The 16,516-nt window shown below is 68.1% G+C and carries 15 protein-coding genes; 9 read left to right on the forward strand and 6 right to left on the reverse strand.

All coding sequences use genetic code 11. From position 1 onward, the window contains the following. Positions 1 to 20 precede the first annotated feature (20 nt). Genes FHS98_RS13960 through ykgO form a run of 3 tightly spaced genes read right to left on the reverse strand, consistent with a single transcriptional unit; the run spans position 21 to position 2,191 of the window. Positions 21 to 1,382, reverse strand: coding sequence for a serine hydrolase domain-containing protein (locus tag FHS98_RS13960; RefSeq protein ID WP_167106205.1), 1,362 nt, complete (start codon positions 1,380 to 1,382; stop codon positions 21 to 23). A gap of 47 nt (positions 1,383 to 1,429) precedes the next feature. After that, positions 1,430 to 2,041 (reverse strand): HAD-IA family hydrolase, encoded by a 612-nt coding sequence (locus FHS98_RS13965; protein ID WP_167106784.1) that lies wholly within the window; start codon positions 2,039 to 2,041, stop codon positions 1,430 to 1,432. Positions 2,042 to 2,065: 24 nt separating this feature from the next. Continuing rightward, a complete protein-coding gene (ykgO, locus tag FHS98_RS13970; RefSeq protein ID WP_004210176.1) occupies positions 2,066 to 2,191 on the reverse strand; it encodes a type B 50S ribosomal protein L36 in 126 nt (41 codons plus the stop codon). A 228-nt stretch (positions 2,192 to 2,419) separates the two neighbouring features. On the opposite strand from ykgO, the gene FHS98_RS13975 reads away from it, so the two are divergent. Both FHS98_RS13975 and FHS98_RS13980 read left to right on the forward strand, forming a co-directional pair. Next, positions 2,420 to 3,055 (forward strand): DUF4136 domain-containing protein, encoded by a 636-nt coding sequence (locus FHS98_RS13975; protein ID WP_167106208.1) that lies wholly within the window; start codon positions 2,420 to 2,422, stop codon positions 3,053 to 3,055. Next, positions 3,052 to 4,173, forward strand: coding sequence for a M14 family metallopeptidase (locus FHS98_RS13980; RefSeq protein ID WP_167106211.1), 1,122 nt, complete (start codon positions 3,052 to 3,054; stop codon positions 4,171 to 4,173). Before FHS98_RS13975 ends, FHS98_RS13980 begins: the two co-directional genes overlap by 4 nt. Before the next feature lie 47 nt (positions 4,174 to 4,220). Here FHS98_RS13980 and FHS98_RS13985 read toward each other — a convergent pair whose 3' ends face one another. After that, complete coding sequence (locus FHS98_RS13985) at positions 4,221 to 4,925, reverse strand: dienelactone hydrolase family protein (RefSeq protein ID WP_167106214.1); 705 nt, start codon at positions 4,923 to 4,925, stop codon at positions 4,221 to 4,223. A gap of 103 nt (positions 4,926 to 5,028) precedes the next feature. Here FHS98_RS13985 and gpmA point away from each other — a divergent pair, with 103 nt between their 5' ends. The 3 genes from gpmA to FHS98_RS14000 all read left to right on the forward strand — a co-directional run bounded on the left by gpmA (position 5,029) and on the right by FHS98_RS14000 (position 7,479). Continuing rightward, positions 5,029 to 5,715 (forward strand): 2,3-diphosphoglycerate-dependent phosphoglycerate mutase, encoded by a 687-nt coding sequence (gene gpmA / locus FHS98_RS13990; protein ID WP_167106217.1) that lies wholly within the window; start codon positions 5,029 to 5,031, stop codon positions 5,713 to 5,715. A gap of 217 nt (positions 5,716 to 5,932) precedes the next feature. After that, on the forward strand, positions 5,933 to 6,418 hold the full coding sequence (gene purE, locus FHS98_RS13995; RefSeq protein ID WP_167106220.1) for a 5-(carboxyamino)imidazole ribonucleotide mutase: 486 nt from the start codon (positions 5,933 to 5,935) through the stop codon (positions 6,416 to 6,418). Further along, positions 6,415 to 7,479 (forward strand): 5-(carboxyamino)imidazole ribonucleotide synthase, encoded by a 1,065-nt coding sequence (locus FHS98_RS14000; protein ID WP_167106223.1) that lies wholly within the window; start codon positions 6,415 to 6,417, stop codon positions 7,477 to 7,479. Before purE ends, FHS98_RS14000 begins: the two co-directional genes overlap by 4 nt. Positions 7,480 to 7,530: 51 nt before the next feature. Here the strand turns inward: FHS98_RS14000 and FHS98_RS14005 are convergent, their stop codons facing one another. Then, positions 7,531 to 7,836, reverse strand: a complete 306-nt coding sequence (locus FHS98_RS14005; protein ID WP_167106225.1) for a hypothetical protein — start codon at positions 7,834 to 7,836, stop codon at positions 7,531 to 7,533. Between the two features lie 37 nt (positions 7,837 to 7,873). Beyond that, positions 7,874 to 10,705 (reverse strand): M16 family metallopeptidase, encoded by a 2,832-nt coding sequence (locus tag FHS98_RS14010; protein ID WP_167106228.1) that lies wholly within the window; start codon positions 10,703 to 10,705, stop codon positions 7,874 to 7,876. Between the two features lie 130 nt (positions 10,706 to 10,835). Between FHS98_RS14010 and FHS98_RS14015 the strand changes: the two genes are divergently transcribed. The 4 genes from FHS98_RS14015 (at position 10,836) to FHS98_RS14030 (ending at position 16,403) form a co-directional block, all read left to right on the forward strand. Next, positions 10,836 to 11,345, forward strand: coding sequence for a DUF1003 domain-containing protein (locus FHS98_RS14015; protein ID WP_167106231.1), 510 nt, complete (start codon positions 10,836 to 10,838; stop codon positions 11,343 to 11,345). A 66-nt stretch (positions 11,346 to 11,411) separates the two neighbouring features. Beyond that, positions 11,412 to 13,991 carry an ATP-dependent chaperone ClpB gene (clpB, locus tag FHS98_RS14020; RefSeq protein WP_167106234.1) on the forward strand — a complete coding sequence of 860 codons (2,580 nt, stop codon included), beginning with the start codon at positions 11,412 to 11,414 and terminating at the stop codon, positions 13,989 to 13,991. Positions 13,992 to 14,049: 58 nt separating this feature from the next. Further along, on the forward strand, positions 14,050 to 15,348 hold the full coding sequence (locus FHS98_RS19100) for an aspartyl/asparaginyl beta-hydroxylase domain-containing protein (RefSeq protein WP_167106237.1): 1,299 nt from the start codon (positions 14,050 to 14,052) through the stop codon (positions 15,346 to 15,348). A 14-nt stretch (positions 15,349 to 15,362) separates the two neighbouring features. Next, entirely contained in the window at positions 15,363 to 16,403 is a 1,041-nt protein-coding gene (locus tag FHS98_RS14030) for a hypothetical protein (RefSeq protein WP_167106240.1), read from the forward strand. The last annotated feature ends 113 nt before the right edge of the window (positions 16,404 to 16,516 follow it).

Below are 16,516 nucleotides of genomic sequence, written 5' to 3' on the forward strand. Positions count from 1 at the left end.
GGCGGGAGAGGCTGCAAGGCTCAGCCCGCCGGGTAGACGGTGAACTGCTCGATCCTGCCATGGGCGCCCGGCTCGGCGCGCAGCACGATGGTGAGGGTGCGGCCCGGATAGGTGACCGTATAGGCCTCTGCCGTGAAACCGCCGCGCAGCTTGGCCGAGCGCTGACGGATGCTGGTCGGCTGGCCCAGCGGCGCGAGGCTGGCGCGATAATCGGCGATCGCCGTCGGCGTGAAATAATAATTGCCGTTCACGGTGAACAGGCTGCGATCGATCTTGCCCGCGCGCAGCATGTCGAACACCTTGCGCGCCCGCGCCGTCTTGTCGGCCTGCGGGAAGAGCTGCCCCTCGATGCGATCGGCGATCGCGGTCTGGGCGTTGCCGAAATCGCCGTTCACCATCACCACGATCGCGGCCTTGTCGTCGGGATAGACGCGGTTCTCGGAGAGGAAGCCCACCGCCTCGCCGCCATGCTCCAGCACGCGATGGCCATCGACCTCACCCACCTCGATGCCGAGCCCGTAACCGCTCGACTTGCCGTCGGTCAGTACCACCGGCGTCTGCTGCGCCTTGTAGCTCGCGGGGGTGAGCAGCTTCCGGTCGATCATGCCGATATCCCAGCGGGCGAGATCGTCGGCGGTCATCGCCAGCTCGCCCGCCGCGAACAGCCAGCCCGGCGCCGCCGGCTTCTCGACCCGTACCGGCCCCAGCGCATAGCGCATGTGCGGCACGGCGTCGGCCGCCGTCATGCCGGTGTCCGCGTCGACCGCGCTCTTCATGCCGAGCGGCTGGAAGACCCGCTTCGTCAGGAAGGGCATCAGCCCCTCGCCCGACACCTTCTCGACGATCCGGCCGGCGACGACATAGCCGGTGTTGGAATATTGCCACTGGCTGCCCGGCGCGAAGTCGAGCGGCGCCTTCGCCCAGCGATCGAGGATCTCCATCGGCGTCACCGGATGCTCCATCGCGGCGAAGCTGAAATCCTGCGGCCAGTAATCGCGATAGCCGGACGTATGGCTCAGCACCTGCCGGATGGTGATCTTGTCGGCGTCGGTCAGCGCGGGGAGCCACTTGCCCACCGTGTCGTCGAGCGAGAGCTTGCCTTCGTCGGCCAGCATCAGGATCGCCGTCGCGGTGACCTGCTTGGAGATGGAGGCGATCGGATAGCGCGCGCCCGTCACCGCCGGCCTGCCCGGCCCCTGCTGCCCATAGGCCTTCGAATAGACGATCCGCCCATCCTCCACGATCGCGATCGAGGCGGAGGGCACCTGCGTCGTCTTGAGAATCCCGGTCACGGCGCGGTCGATCGCGGCGGTGTCGAGCGGGGCGGAAAGAGCGGGCGTCGCCGCGATCAGCGCGGCGAAGGAAGCAAGGGCAAGGCGCATGGAAGCTCCGGTTCGTGACAGGCCCGGAACCTGTCCCCGCGCGGGCCTCAGAGCAAGCCGGAACCTTGGAGAGCAGCGCGCAGCGTATCGGCGTCGCGGAAGACATGGCCGGCGAAGCCCGAACGTTCGGCCGCTTCGACATTCTCAGGCCGATCGTCGACGAACAGCGCCTCGCCCGGCGCCAGCCCGAATCGATCCAGCGCCAGCGCGTAGATGGCGGGATCGGGCTTCACCAGCTTCACCTCGCCCGAGACGAGGATGTCGCGGAAGCGATCGAGCCGCACCGCCTCGCGCGCCCGGAAGGACGGCCAGAACTCATGGCTGAAATTGGTGATGGCGTAGAGCGGCACGCCGGCCGAATCGAGATCGGCCATGAGCGCCGCCATGCCGGGCAGCCAATCGCCGATCTGCTCGTCGAACCGCTCGCCCCACAGCCGGATATGCTCGGCCTCGTCGGGGTGACGCGCGATCAGTTCCGCCGACGTGTCGGCGAAGCTGCGGCCAGCATCATGCTGGGTGTGCCATTCCAGCGTCGCCACCTCGCCGAGGAATCGGTCGAGGCGCGCGGGATCGGCGATATGTCGCTGAAAAAAGGCGCGCGGATTCCAGTCGACAAGCACGTTGCCGACATCGAAAACGACGCTCTTCAAACGGGCCACCGAGCGATCGGCGGCCACGCCGGATCAGCCCTGGCGGGCCTTGAAGCGACGGTTCGTCTTGTTGATGACGTAGGTGCGGCCGCGACGACGGATGACGCGGTTGTCGCGATGACGCCCCTTGAGCGACTTGAGCGAGTTACGGATCTTCATGGCGGGGCGCCCTGCTTCTCTATGTCTGGAGGCCATATGGCCCGGAAAAACGAGGCGTCCGCCTATGAGAGCCGGCCCCCGAAGTCAAGACCGGCGCCCGATTCGATGATGCGAAATGCATCGTTCACGCATTGGAAAGCCGGCCTGGGTGAAGCAAAACGCATGTCAGAGCGTTACGCTCATGGATCGATCACGCGCGTGCGAATCGCGCCCGCAGAAAGGCCAGCCATGTTCCAGTCGCGCATCTCCGCCCTTCGCTTCGCCGCCGCAGGCCTCGCGCTCGGCGCGGGGCTCGCGCTCGCCGGCTGCCAGACGACCAACCCCGTGCAGGTGACGCGCTTCCACCTCGCCCAGCCGATCGCGGCGGGCAGCTTCTCGGTCGAATCGGTGCCGATGGCCGGCCCCGGCTCGCCGCTCGCGCCCGACAGCCTCGAACTCGCCGCCTATGGCGACATCGTCGCGCAGGAACTCACCCATTACGGCTTCACCCGCGCCGCCTCGCCCGCCAATTCGGAACTGACCGTCTCGGTGATGACCGATCGCGGCACCCGGCCCGATCCGCGGCCGGGCTCGTCGGTGAGCTTCGGCGTCGGCGGCGCGAGCTTCGGCCGGCATACCGGATTCGGCGGCGGGGTGGGCACCACCGTGCCGATCGGCAGCCGGGAGCGCTTCATCGTCGGCACGCGCATGATGGTGCAGATCAAGCGCCACTCGGACGGCACCGTGATCTGGGAAGGCCGCGCGATGACCGAGGCGAAGGGCCAGTCGCCCGATGCGTCTCCGCAGGCGGCGGTCGCCAAGCTCGCCCATGCGCTCTTCACGGGCTTCCCCGGCGAATCGGGTCGCACTATCACGGTGAAATGACGATCCGCATTTCGGCCGCCTTCGACAGCGGCAATATCCGCCTGACGTCCATCCTCGACGATCGCATCACGCTGGAGATCGCGCGCGACAAGGATTCGGACTTCTATCAATGGTTCCACTTCCGCGCGCTGGGCGTGCGTGGGCGTCGGATCAGCTATGAGATCACCAATGCCGGCCAGTCCGCCTATCCCGACGGCTGGCCGGGCTATCACGCCTGCTGGTCCGAGGACCGGGTGACGTGGCGCCGCGTGGCGGACACGCATTATGCCGGCGGCGTGCTGCGCTTCACGCATGAGGCGACGAGCGATTCGATCTGGTTCGCCTATTTCGCGCCTTATTCGATGGAGCGGCACAATGATCTCGTGGCGCGCATCGGCGGCCGGCCGGGCGTGACGCTGGCCTCGCTCGGCCAGACGCTCGACGGGCGCGAGATGGATTGCCTGACGCTTGGCACCGGCCCGAAGAAGGTGTGGTTCTACGCCCGCCAGCATCCCGGCGAATCGATGGCCGAATGGTGGATGGAAGGCGCGCTCGAAGCGCTGACCGATCCGGCCGATCCGATCGCCCGATCGCTCCGCCAGAAGGCGACCTTCCACATCGTCCCCAACATGAACCCGGACGGCAGCTTCCGGGGCCATCTGCGCACCAATGCCGTCGGCGTGAACCTCAACCGCGAATGGCACGAGCCGACGCCCGAGCGCTCGCCCGAGGTGCTGTGCGTCCGCAATGCGATGGACAAGACCGGCGTCGATTTCGCCATGGACGTGCATGGCGACGAGGCGATCCCGCATGTCTTCCTCGCCGGTTTCGAGGGCATCCCCTCGCTCCAGCCGCGCCAGACGACGCTCTATGCCCGCTATCAGGACGCGCTGGTCGCCCGCACGCCGGATTTCCAGAAGGCGCATGGCTATGCGACGGCGGGCGTCGGCAAGGCCAATCTCTCCATGTCCACCAACCAGCTCGCCGAGCGCTTCGGCTGCGTGGCGATGACGCTGGAGATGCCGTTCAAGGACAATGACGACCTGCCCGACGCCGAGTTCGGCTGGTCGCCCGAGCGATCGAAGAAATTGGGGCGCGACTGCCTCGCCGCGCTCCACGACGTGATCGACGAAATCTAAGTCCGGTCAGGCCCTCTCCCTTCCGACAAGGGAGGGGGCCTTTCCGATCAGCCGAAAATCTCGGCGAGGAAATTCTGCATCGCCTGCCACGAGCGCCGGTCGGCGTCGGGCTGGAACATCTCCGGGCGGGCATAATTGGTGAAGCCGTGCTGGGTATGCCCATAGGCATGGAGCTGCCAGTCGGCCTTCTTCGCGGTCATCTCGGCGGCGAAGGCGATCACCGCCTCGGGCTTGGCGAGCGGATCGTCCCAGCCATGCAGCGCCAGCACCTTGGCGGGGATGGTCTCCGCTGTCTCGAACGGCGGTGCGTCGAACAGGCCGTGGAAGGCGATCACGCCCTTCACGTCCGTGCCGGTGCGGGCGAGATCGAGCGCGCACTTGCCGCCGAAGCAGAAGCCGATCGCCGCCACCCGCGCCCTGTCCGTCACATCCAGCGCGCGGACCTGCTCCACCGCCGCCAGCATCCGCGCCGCGACCGCGTGGCGATCCGCGTTGAGCACGGTCATCGCCGCGCCAGCCTCCTCGAAATTCGCGGGCTGCACGTCGACGCCGAACAGATCGATCGCGAATCCGACATAGCCGAGCGCCGCCAGCTTCTCGGCCTTGCCATCCTCGAAGGCGGACCTGTCCATGAAGGTCGGCGCGATCACCACCGCCGGGCGCGGGCCGCTCAGCGCATCGTCCCACACCGCGAGGCTCTCGAACGCCACGCCGCCCACTTCATACCGCACCGTCTGCTTCACGATCGCCACCGCGACTCTCCTCGATCAAGGAATCCCCGCGCGACATGCGGCGGGGATGACGGAACGGCAAGCCTTGGCTAGGGAGCGCATCGACAGCTTTACGGAGACGCCCATGCCTCGCCTCGTCCTCATCCGCCACGGCCAGTCCGCCTGGAATCTGGAAAACCGCTTCACCGGCTGGTGGGACGTGAACCTCACCGATCAGGGCGTCGAGGAGGCCAAGGCCGCCGGCCGGCTGCTCGCGGAGAAGGGCTTCGATTTCGATCAGGCCTTCACCAGCGTGCAGACCCGCGCGATCAAGACGCTCAACCTCGCGCTGGAGGAGATGGGCCGCCTGTGGCTGCCGGTCGAGAAGGACTGGCATCTGAACGAACGCCATTATGGCGGCCTCACCGGCCTCAACAAGGCCGAGACGGCCGCCAGGCATGGCGACGAGCAGGTGAAGATCTGGCGCCGCAGCTTCGACGTGCCGCCGCCCGTGCTGGAGCCGGGCTCCGAGTTCGATCTGGCGAAGGACCGCCGCTACGACGGCATCGCCATCCCGCAGACCGAGAGCCTGAAGGACACGATCGCCCGTGTGCTGCCCTATTGGGAGGAGCGGATCGCCCCGGTGCTCAAGGCCGGCAAGCGCGTCGTCATCTCCGCGCACGGCAATTCGCTGCGCGCGTTGGTGAAGCATCTCTCGGGCATTTCGGACGAGGACATCGTCAGCCTCGAAATCCCGACCGGCCAGCCGATCATCTACGAGCTTACCGACGATCTGGTCCCCACCGACCGTTATTATCTGAGCGAGCGATAAGCCCCCCTCCCCGTCATCCTGGTGCACGCCGGGATTCAGAGCCAAGGGCGGCACCGCCTGCGGCTCTGGATCCCGGATCAAGTCCGGGATGACGATGGGGGTGTTTGAGACGCTACGAAATGGCCGATTCCGTGAGGCCACGGGCACAGTTCCGATTGCCTCGCGGGATTCGCGCCGCTAAGCGTCCCGCTCCATTCCTCCTGGCTATGGCAGGCCGATGACCGACCAGCCCCTCGTAGGTATCATCATGGGCAGTCGCTCCGATTGGGAGACGATGCGCCACGCGGCCGAGACGCTCGATGCGCTCGGCGTGCCCCACGAAGCGAAGGTGGTCTCCGCCCACCGCACGCCCGAGCGCCTCTATGACTATGCGAAGTCCGCGGCGGGCCGTGGCCTGCAGGTGGTGATCGCGGGCGCGGGCGGGGCCGCCCACCTTCCCGGCATGTGCGCCTCGATGACGGCGCTGCCCGTGCTGGGCGTGCCGGTCGAGTCCAAGGCGCTCTCGGGCATGGATAGCCTGCTCTCGATCGTGCAGATGCCGGGCGGCATCCCGGTCGGCACGCTGGCGATCGGCAAGGCGGGCGCGATCAACGCCGGTTTGCTCGCCGCCTCGATCCTCTCGCTTCAGGACAAGGCGCTCGCCGCCCGCCTCGCCGACTGGCGCGCGCGGCAGACCGCGGCGGTGGACGAAGCGCCCGAATGATGATCCCGCCCGGCTCGACGATCGGCATCATCGGCGGCGGCCAGCTCGGCCGGATGCTGGCGATGGCGGCCGCGCAGCTCGGCTATCGCAGCCATGTCTATGCCCCCGAGGCGAGCGGCCCGGCGACCGAGGTCGCCGCCGAATGGACGCAGGGCGGCTATGAGGACGAGGCCACGCTCCGCCGCTTCGTCGCGGCCTGCGACGTCGTCACCTATGAGTTCGAGAATCTCCCCGTCGAGGCGCTCGCCGCGACCGAGGGGCTGAAACCCTTCCATCCGCCGGTCGCCGCGCTGCGCATCGCGCAGGATCGCGCACTGGAGAAGGAGTTCGCCGGTCGTCAGGGCCTCGCCACCGCGCCCTGGGCGGCGGTGGAGACGCTTGGCGAGCTGGAGGAAGCCGTCGCCCGCATCGGCGCGCCCGCGATCCTGAAGACCCGCCGCTTCGGCTATGACGGCAAGGGGCAGGCCCGCCTGCGCGCTTCCGGGGACGCCGCCGCGGCGTGGGAAGCGATCGGCGAGCAGCCGGCCGTTCTCGAAGGCTTCGTGCGTTTCGACGTCGAATATTCGGTGCTGCTCGCCCGCTCGGCCGACGGGCGGAGCGTGGCGTGGGACGCCGTCACCAACGCCCACACCGACGGCATCCTCTCGCTGTCGACCGTGCCGCCGGAAGGGCTGGTGCGCGCGCAGGCCGAGGCGGCGATCCGCCACACGCGCGCGCTGGCCGATGCGCTGAATTATGTCGGCGTGCTGGCCGTCGAATATTTCGCCGGCCCCGACGGCCCGATCTTCAACGAGATGGCGCCGCGCGTCCACAATAGCGGCCATTGGACGATCGAAGGCGCGGTCGCCTCGCAGTTCGAGAACCATATCCGCGCGATCTGCGGCCTGCCGCTCGGATCGACCGCGCTCACGGGCGCGTCGGTCGCGATGGAGAATCTGATCGGCCATGACGCCGATCGCTGGGCGGACTTCCTCTCCGAGCGCGACGCCCATCTCCACCTCTACGGCAAGAGCGTCCGCCCCGGCCGCAAGATGGGGCATGTCACGCGCGTGAAGCGCTGATCTTCCTTCCTGGGTCATCCCGGATCAAGTCCGGGATGACGAGGTGGCCGATCAGGCCCGGCGCGTCGCCTTGACCGGGAAGCGGCCGAAGGCGCCCGTGTCGATCGTGCCTTCCAGCACATCGCCGTTCAGCTCGCCCTCGCAGGTCAGCGTCATCGGGAAAGGCACCTTCAGCTCCATCTTGAAGCTGACATGATCGCCCGTCACCTGACCCTCGGTCACGTCGAGCGCGCCGAGCGGGCCGGCATTGGTGCCCGCGAAGCTGCCGTCCGGCTTGCTGGTCAGCGTCAGCACGGATTGCTGCTCGCCCATCGGCGACTGCGCGGTGCAATCCCACTGACCATCGATGCTCGCCATCAACTCATCCTTTCCCATTACGTCAACCAATTGCCTATTACTGCGCGCCCGGCGCCTTGACCACCTCGACCGGCAATCCGATCGCCCCGAGCTGCGGCTTCACCTTGGCGGCATCGCCCACCACCACCCAGACGAGATCGGCCGGCTTGATCTTGGCGCGGGCCACGGCGTTGAGCTGGTCGACCGTCAGCGCGCGATATTTGTCCGCGATGTGGGTGTAATAATCGTCCGGCCGCTTGAGCAGATCGTTGCGCTGCATCGCGTTGATGAGCTGCGTGCCCGTCTCGAAGCTGCCGGGAAGCTGGCGGATGCTGCGCTGGACGGTGCGATCCCGCTCCGCCAGCGTCAGCGGCCGGGTGGTGAGGAAGGCGTTCATGTCGCCCAGCATCGCCTGGATCGAGGCGCCGGTCTTGTCGGTCTGCACGGGCGCCGAGACATAATAGGGCACGCGCCCGACATAGCGCGAGAAGCCCGCCTCGACGCCGTAGGACCAGGCCTTGGTCTCGCGGATGTCCATGTTGAGCCGCGACAGGAAGCTGCCGCCCAGCGGATCGTTGGCGGTGATGAGCGGCAGAAGCTCGTCCGTGCCCTTGGCGGCGAGCACCTCGCCCGCGACGATCACCGATTGCGGCGAGCCCGGCCGGTCGACCAGCACGATCCGGCCATGCGGCGCGGGGACGGCGGCGTCGACCGCCTTGGCAGGCGCGGGCGCGCCCTGCTCCTTCCAATGGCCGAAGCGGCTCTCCAGCATCGCCTTCACGCGATCCAGCGGCAGATCGCTGACGATGAACACGGTGCAGTCGTCAGGCCGGAACCAGCGATCCTTGAAGGCGGCGAGATCGGCCTTGCCGAGCCTCGCCACCACCGCCGGATCGCCGGAGCCGCTCGCCGGCACGCCATAGGGATGCTGCGGGCCATAGATCAGCCCCGGCACGAGCCGCGAGGCGAGCGAGGCCGGATCGGACATCTCCGCCTTGATGCCGGTGAGCTGCTGAACGCGCAGCCGCTCGATCTCCGCGAAACTCGGATGGAGCGCGACGTCGGCCAGCAGATCGAGCGCGGGATCGATATTGGCCGAGAGGCTGGCCAGCCCGATCTCCGCCGTGTCCATCTCCGCGCCCGCCGAGATGCGCGAGCCCAGCCGCTCCTGCTCGGCCGCGATGTCGGCGGCCGAGCGGGTGGTCGTGCCCTCGTCGAGCAGAGCCAGCATCAGCGATTCGGTGCCGAGCGCCGTCTTGGGATCGGCGGCATGGCCGGCGTCGAAGGTCAGCGACACGCGCGTCAGCGGCAGGCCGGTGCGCTGGGCATAGACGAGCTTCACGCCGTTGGAGAGCGTCGCCCGCTGGATCGTCGGATAGGTGAGATGGACGATATCGCCCACCGGCGGCTCGACACGCCGGGACGCCACGACAGGCGCGGCGCCGCTGGCGGGCGTCGGCTTCACCCCCGGCTTGGGCGCGGCGGCATCGGCCTGCACGGCCTTGGCCTCCTCATAGGGTGCGCGGTCGCCCGGCGCGACGGTCAGCGCATAGACCGGGCGCGACAGCCACTTCTGAAGCGCCGCCTTCACCGAGGCGGGCGTCGCCTTGCCATATTGGGCGAGCTGCTTCTCGTAGAAGCCCGGATCGTTCGCATAGACCGCGCCCATCGCCAGCGCGGCAGCGCGGCCGTTGAAGCCACCCACCTTCTCCAGCGCGAACAGCCGGCCGGCGACCTCCTGCGTCACCGCACGGCGGATCTCGTCCGCCGTCGGCCCGTTGGCGACGAAATCGGCGATGATCGCATCGAGCCGCTTGCCGACCATCACGGGATCGAGCCCCGGCTTCACGTCCACCGTCACCTCGAACTCGCCGACCCGCTCCAGCGGCTCGGCATTGGCGCTGACGCCGACCGCCAGCCCTTCCTTGCGGACGAGGATATTGTCGAGCCGCGAGCTGGCGAGCCCGCCCAGGATGCTGCCCGCGATATCGAGCGGCACGGTGTCGGGATCGGTGAGGCCGGGAATCGTCCATTCGCGATAAAGGCGCGTGGTCGCGACCTGATCGTGGAGCGTCTCGTCCTTGCGCGCCTTCAGCGTCGGCACGCTGGCCATGGTCGGCGTCGGTTGCGGGCCACGCGCGATGTCGCCGAAATATTTCTCGACCAGCGGCTTCGCGGTCGCCACGTCGATGTCGCCGGCCAACACCAGCACGGCGTTGTTCGGCCCATAATGCCCGCGGAACCAGGCGCGGACATCCTCCAGGCTCGCCCCGTCCAGATCCGCCATCGAGCCGATGGTGGTGTGCTGATAGGGATGGCCATCCGGGAACAGCGCCTGCTGCTGGGCATATTGGACGAGGCCATAGGGCTGGTTGTCGTCCTGCCTCTTCTCGTTCTGGACGACGCCGCGCTGGCGATCGAGCGTCTGCTGGCCGACCGCGCCGAGCAGATGGCCCATCCGGTCGCTTTCTAGGAACAGCGCGAGCGGCAGCGCGGGCGTCGGCACCGTCTCGAAATAGTTGGTGCGATCGAAGCTGGTGGTGCCGTTGTAATCGGTCGCGCCGACCTTCTCGAGCGGGCCGAAGAAGTCGCCCGGTGCATTCTCCGATCCGTTGAACATCAGATGCTCGAACAGATGCGCGAAGCCGGTCTTGCCGGCGGGCTCGTCCTTGGAGCCGGTGTGATACCAGACCGACACCGCCACCACCGGCGCCTTGCGATCGGTCGAGACGACCACGCGCAGGCCGTTGGGGAGCGTGAACTGCTGATAGGGCAGCTTCACCTGTTGCGCGATCTCGGCGAGCGGCGCGGGCTGCACCGGAGCGGGCGCGGCGGCCAGCGGGCTCAGCGCCGCGGTGGCCAGCAGCAGGGCGGTCAGACGGAAACGCATCGGGTCACACCTCACGGCTCGAAGTGCCGCCACCATAGAGCGCCGATTCGCCGCCGCAACGGCCTCGGCGCTTGGCGATGCCCCCGCTTTGGCGCACGTCTGGGCGCGACGACCATTGCCGGAGCCATCGATGCGCAAGCGCCCGCCTTTACCCGAACTCGCCCGCCGCTATCTTTCGAAGGAGCCCCACGCCCTCGATCCCGAGGAACGCAACGTCCTCCAGAGCTTCGAGGCGCGCCGCCCGATCAGCCGCGATGCCGCCGACATCGAGGAGGCCGAAGCGACCGTCGGCGACCGGCTCGCCGATCGTGTGGCGGCAGTGGGCGGCTCCTGGGGCTTCATCATCGCGTTCATGGCCGTGCTGTTCGGCTGGATGCTGCTCAACAGCGGCATCCTCACCCATTGGGGCCACCCTTTCGATGCCTATCCCTACATCTTCCTCAACCTGATGCTGTCGATGCTGGCCGCGATCCAGGCGCCGATCATCATGATGAGCCAGAACCGCGCCTCCGACCGGGATCGCATCGCCGCCAGCCATGATTATGAGGTGAATCTGCGGGCCGAACTGGAGATCATGCGTTTGCACGAGAAGATCGACCTGCTGCTCGCCCGGCTCGATCGGACCGAAGTGGAAGCGTGACCGGCCACCCACTTGTGTTGCTTTTGGGCAACACCATATGATGGCGGACAGTATGAGGGGAGATGCATGAATCTCGAACTATTCACCGATCGCGCGAAAGGCTTCCTCCAGTCCGCGCAGACCGTCGCCATCCGTATGAACCACCAGCGCATCGCGCCGGAGCATCTGCTGAAAGCACTGCTGGAGGATGAGCAGGGCATGGCCTCCGGGCTGATCGCCAGGGCGGGCGGACAGGCCGCCGTCGCGCTGCGCGAGACGGACGCGGCGCTCGCGAAAATCCCGCAGGTCTCGGGTGCCGGCGCCAGCGCGCCTCCGGGGCTCGACAACGACACCGTCCGCCTGCTCGATTCGGCCGAGCAGATCGCGAAGAAGGCCGGCGACTCCTATGTCACGGTCGAGCGGCTGCTGCTCGCCTGCGTGCTGGCGACCAACACCGCCGCCGGCAAGGCGCTGGCCGAGGCCGGCGTGAAGGCGGAAGCGCTCAACGCCGCGATCAACGAGCTGCGCGGCGGCCGCACCGCCGACACGTCCTCGGCCGAGGATCGCTACGACGCGCTCAAGAAGTTCGCCCGCGATCTCACGCAGGCGGCCCGCGACGGCAAGCTCGACCCGGTGATCGGCCGCGACGAGGAAATCCGCCGCACCATCCAGATCCTCGCCCGCCGCACCAAGAACAACCCCGTGCTGATCGGCGACCCCGGCGTCGGCAAGACCGCCATCGCCGAAGGGCTCGCGCTGCGCATCGCCAATGGCGACGTGCCGGACACGCTCAAGGATCGTCGCCTGATGGCGCTCGACATGGGCGCGCTGATCGCCGGCGCCAAATATCGCGGCGAGTTCGAGGAGCGGCTGAAGGGCGTGCTCGACGAGGTGCGCCAGGCCGAGGGCGACATCGTCCTCTTCATCGACGAGATGCACACGCTGATCGGCGCGGGCAAATCCGAAGGCGCGATGGACGCGGGCAACCTGCTCAAGCCCGCGCTGGCCCGCGGCGAGCTGCACTGCATCGGCGCCACCACGCTCGACGAATATCGCAAATATGTCGAGAAAGACCCGGCGTTGCAGCGCCGTTTCCAGCCCGTCTTCGTCGGCGAGCCCACGGTCGAGGACACGATCTCGATCCTGCGCGGGCTCAAGGAGAAATATGAGCTGCACCACGGCGTCCGCATCACCGACGGCGCGATCGTGGCGGCGGCGACGCTCAGCAACCGCTACATCACCGACCGCTTCCTGCCCGACAAGGCGATCGACCTGATGGACGAGGCCGCCTCACGCCTGCGCATGGAGGTCGAATCCAAGCCCGAGGAGATCGAGACGCTCGATCGCCGCATCATCCAGCTCAAGATCGAGCGCGAGGCCTTGAAGAAGGAGACCGACAAGGCGAGCGCGGATCGCCTCGGCGGCCTCGAATATGATCTCGCCCGGCTGGAGGAGGAGTCGGCCGCGCTCACCACGCGCTGGCAGGCCGAGAAGGAGAAGATCGCGGGCGAGGCCAAGCTCAAGGCGCAGCTCGACGAGGCGCGCATCGCGCTCGATCAGGCGCAGCGCTCGGGCGATCTCGGGCGCGCGGGCGAGCTCAGCTACGGCGTGATCCCGACGCTGGAGAAGCAACTCGCCGACGCGCAGGCCGCCTCCGCCGGCGCGATGCTGCGCGAGGAGGTGACGAGCGAGGATATCGCCTCGGTCGTCAGCCGCTGGACCGGCATCCCGGTCGACCGGATGCTGGAGGGCGAGCGCGAGAAGCTGCTCAAGATGGAGGAGGTGCTCGGCAAGCGCGTCATCGGCCAGTCCGAGGCGGTGGCCGCCGTGTCGCGCGCCGTCCGCCGTGCGCGGGCGGGGTTGCAAGACCCGAACCGTCCGCTCGGCTCCTTCCTGTTCCTCGGGCCGACGGGCGTCGGCAAGACCGAGCTGACCCGCGCGCTCGCCGGCTTCCTGTTCGACGACGACAGCGCGATGGTGCGCATCGACATGAGCGAGTTCATGGAGAAGCACTCGGTCGCCCGCCTGATCGGCGCGCCTCCGGGCTATGTCGGCTATGAGGAAGGCGGCGTGCTGACCGAGGCGGTGCGGCGCAGGCCCTATCAGGTGGTGCTGTTCGACGAGGTGGAGAAGGCGCATTCGGACGTCTTCAACATCCTGCTTCAGGTGCTCGACGACGGGCGGCTGACCGATGGTCAGGGCCGCACGGTGGACTTCACCAACACGCTCATCATCCTGACCTCGAACCTCGGTTCGCAATTCCTCACCTCGCTCGGCGAGGATCAGCCGGTCAAGGATGCCGAGCCGCAGGTGATGGAGGTGGTCCGCAGCCATTTCCGCCCGGAATTCCTCAACCGTCTGGACGAGATCATCCTCTTCCACCGGCTGGGCGCGGGGCATATGGCGCCGATCGTCGACATCCAGGTGGCGCGCATCAGCAAGCTGCTCAAGGATCGCAAGATCGCGCTCAGCCTCTCGGACGCGGCACGGGCCTGGCTGGGCCGGGTCGGATATGATCCGGTCTATGGCGCGCGGCCGCTCAAGCGCGCGGTGCAGCGCTATCTGCAAGACCCGCTCGCCGAGATGATCCTGCAAGGCGAGGTGCCCGACGGATCGATGGTGAAGGTCGACGAAGGCGACGGGGCGTTGAAGCTCTCGGTCGCCTGAACAGGTGCGGGGGTGAGGATTGCATGGCCGACCGATTTTAGGCAAAGCTCGGCCCATCGTGAGCCCTCCCCCCGCATCCGCCGCCGTCTCCCAACTGATCGCCGAAGCGAATGCGGCCCAGCGCGCGGGGCGCCCCGACGTCGCGCGGCGCCATCTCGAAGCGGCCCTGACGCAAGAACCCGCCAATCCGCACGCCCTCAACATGCTCGGCCTGATGCTGCTCGGCGAGCAGCAGGCGGAGGCCGGTCGCGCCCTGCTGGTCCGTGCGACCGAGGCCGACCCCGACGCGGCGCCGCTGTGGCAGAATCTCGCGACCGCGCATCGCGCGCTGGGGGATGACGAAGGCGAGCGGACGGCACTGGACGCGGTGCTGGATCGCGATCCCTACGCGCTCACCGCGCAGGTGCGCAAAGCCGAGCTGCACGAGCGGCTGGGCGAGGAACATGCCGCGACCGCCGCGTGGCAGGCGGTGCTGATGCTCTGCGCCCGTCAGCAGCAGCCGTCGCCGATCATCCTCGATCTCGCCCGCCGCGCGCAGGCCTATGTCGAGGAGCGGGCGGCGCGACTGGACGAGCATCTCATCGAAGGCCTCGCCACGGTGCGCGCCGGCCTCTCCGCCGATGCCACCCGGCGCTTCGATGCCTGCCTCGATCATGCGCGGGGCAAGCGCAAGGTCTACATCTCGCAATGTTCGGGGCTGTACTTCCCCTTCCTACCGATGGACGAGTTCTTCCCGCGCCATCATTTCCCGTGGATGGAGAAGCTCGAGGCTGCGACGCCCGCCATCCGGCGCGAGTTCGAGGCGCTGCTCGAAAGCGACGGCGGAGGGTTCAGGCCCTATGTCGACTTGCCCTCGGGCGCGGCCGAGAATGTCTGGAGCGAACTCAGCCGCTCGACGCGGTGGAGCGCCTATTATCTGTGGCGCTACGGCGTGCGGAACGACGCCGCCTGCGCGCGCTGCCCGGAGACGGCGGCGCTGCTCGACGGGCTCCCGCTGGCCGATCATTCGGGCCGCGCGCCGACCGTCTTCTTCTCGCTGCTGGAACCGCACACGCGCATCCCGCCGCATACCGGCGTCAGCAACACGCGCGCGATCATCCATCTGCCGCTGATGCTGCCGCCCGGCTGCGGCTTCCGCGTCGGCGGCGAGACACGCGAGTGGGAGATCGGCCGGGCCTGGGCGTTCGACGACACGATCGAGCATGAGGCGTGGAACGACAGCGACCAGATGCGCGCGATCCTGATCTTCGACGTGTGGAATCCGCATCTGGCTGAGGAGGAGCGTGCGTTGCTCCGCACCTTCTATGCCTCGGCGGATACGAGCGGCCTCAATCCAGAGCCCGCACCGGGCTTCTAGGCGGTAAGGACGCGATGACCGACAGCCGAGCCTCCGCCGTGGAGACCATCGCCCGCGATCCGCTCTGGCTGCCGCATCGCTATGATCCGGGTTATGACGCGATCCATTATCTGCGCCTCGACCGGGCGCAGCATGACGCGCTGACCTTCCTCATCGACAGCGAACTGCCCGCCGGCCTCGACAAGTTGGTGCTGGAGCGCGCGCTCAGCGTCGGGGCCGCCGCATCCGGTGCGGCGCCGCTGCACTTCATCTTCCACTCGGCCTATTGCTGTTCAACGCTGCTCGCCCGCGCCTTCAACCAGCCGGGCATCGCGATGGGGCTCAAGGAACCGACCATCTTCAACGACATCGTCGGCTGGCGGAGGCGTGGCGCCGGACCACAGCGGGTGGCCGCTGTACTGAGCGACGTGATGACGCTGCTCGCCCAGCCTTTCGCCACCGGCGAGGCGGTGATCGCCAAGCCCTCCAACGTGCTCAACGGGCTTGCCATGCCGATCCTGGCAATGCGCCCGGAAACGCACGCGCTGCTGCTGCACGCGCCGCTGCCGGTCTATCTCGCCTCGATCGCCAAGAAGGGGATGTGGGGGGCGCTCTGGGTGCGCGAGCATTTCCGCGGGGCGCTCAAGGACGGGATCGTCCAGCTCGGCTTTCAGGCCGACGATTATCTGGGGCAGACCGATCTCCAGATCGCCGCCGCCGGCTGGCTTGCGCAACATGCGGTGTTCGAGGCAGTGGTGAAGCGCTTCGGGCCGGGCCGCGTCCGCACGCTCGACAGCGACACGCTGCTGGCCCGGAAGGGCGAGGCGCTGGCCGCGCTCTCGCGTCTGTTCGGCCTCGCGATGACCCGCGAGCAGACCGATGCCATCGCCGACGGCCCGATCTTCGCGCGCCACTCGAAATTCGCGACGCCGTTCGGCGCGGGCCAGCGCGAGCGCGAGCATGAGGCCCTCCCCGCCAGCCAGCGCGAGGAGATCGAAAAGGTCACCGTCTGGGCCGAGGCGGTCGCCGCCCATGCCGGTATCCCGCTTCAGCTCGGCGCGCCGCTGCTCGACTGATCCCCGCGCCGCGCGATCCGCGGGCGTTTCCTATCGCGATACTTTGCGGACGCCGCCTCGCGCGGCCGTTCCCGCCTGCCCGCGCCATTCGGCGCCGCTTTCATCGCGCCCAT

This window comes from Sphingomonas oligoaromativorans, from assembly GCF_011762195.1.
In the GTDB taxonomy this organism is placed as follows: domain Bacteria; phylum Pseudomonadota; class Alphaproteobacteria; order Sphingomonadales; family Sphingomonadaceae; genus Solisphingomonas; species Solisphingomonas oligoaromativorans.

What these genes read in the sequence shown, in the direction of transcription:
- ykgO (WP_004210176.1), bottom strand. Translation starts at nt 2,191, where the DNA reads ATGAAGATCCGTAACTCGCTCAAGTCGCTCAAGGGGCGTCATCGCGAC.
- FHS98_RS14005 (WP_167106225.1), bottom strand. Translation starts at nt 7,836, where the DNA reads ATGGCGAGCATCGATGGTCAGTGGGATTGCACCGCGCAGTCGCCGATG.
- FHS98_RS14030 (WP_167106240.1), top strand. Translation starts at nt 15,363, where the DNA reads ATGACCGACAGCCGAGCCTCCGCCGTGGAGACCATCGCCCGCGATCCG.
- gpmA (WP_167106217.1), top strand. Translation starts at nt 5,029, where the DNA reads ATGCCTCGCCTCGTCCTCATCCGCCACGGCCAGTCCGCCTGGAATCTG.
- FHS98_RS13975 (WP_167106208.1), top strand. Translation starts at nt 2,420, where the DNA reads ATGTTCCAGTCGCGCATCTCCGCCCTTCGCTTCGCCGCCGCAGGCCTC.
- FHS98_RS14000 (WP_167106223.1), top strand. Translation starts at nt 6,415, where the DNA reads ATGATGATCCCGCCCGGCTCGACGATCGGCATCATCGGCGGCGGCCAG.
- FHS98_RS14015 (WP_167106231.1), top strand. Translation starts at nt 10,836, where the DNA reads ATGCGCAAGCGCCCGCCTTTACCCGAACTCGCCCGCCGCTATCTTTCG.
- FHS98_RS14010 (WP_167106228.1), bottom strand. Translation starts at nt 10,705, where the DNA reads ATGCGTTTCCGTCTGACCGCCCTGCTGCTGGCCACCGCGGCGCTGAGC.
- purE (WP_167106220.1), top strand. Translation starts at nt 5,933, where the DNA reads ATGACCGACCAGCCCCTCGTAGGTATCATCATGGGCAGTCGCTCCGAT.
- clpB (WP_167106234.1), top strand. Translation starts at nt 11,412, where the DNA reads ATGAATCTCGAACTATTCACCGATCGCGCGAAAGGCTTCCTCCAGTCC.
- FHS98_RS13980 (WP_167106211.1), top strand. Translation starts at nt 3,052, where the DNA reads ATGACGATCCGCATTTCGGCCGCCTTCGACAGCGGCAATATCCGCCTG.
- FHS98_RS13960 (WP_167106205.1), bottom strand. Translation starts at nt 1,382, where the DNA reads ATGCGCCTTGCCCTTGCTTCCTTCGCCGCGCTGATCGCGGCGACGCCC.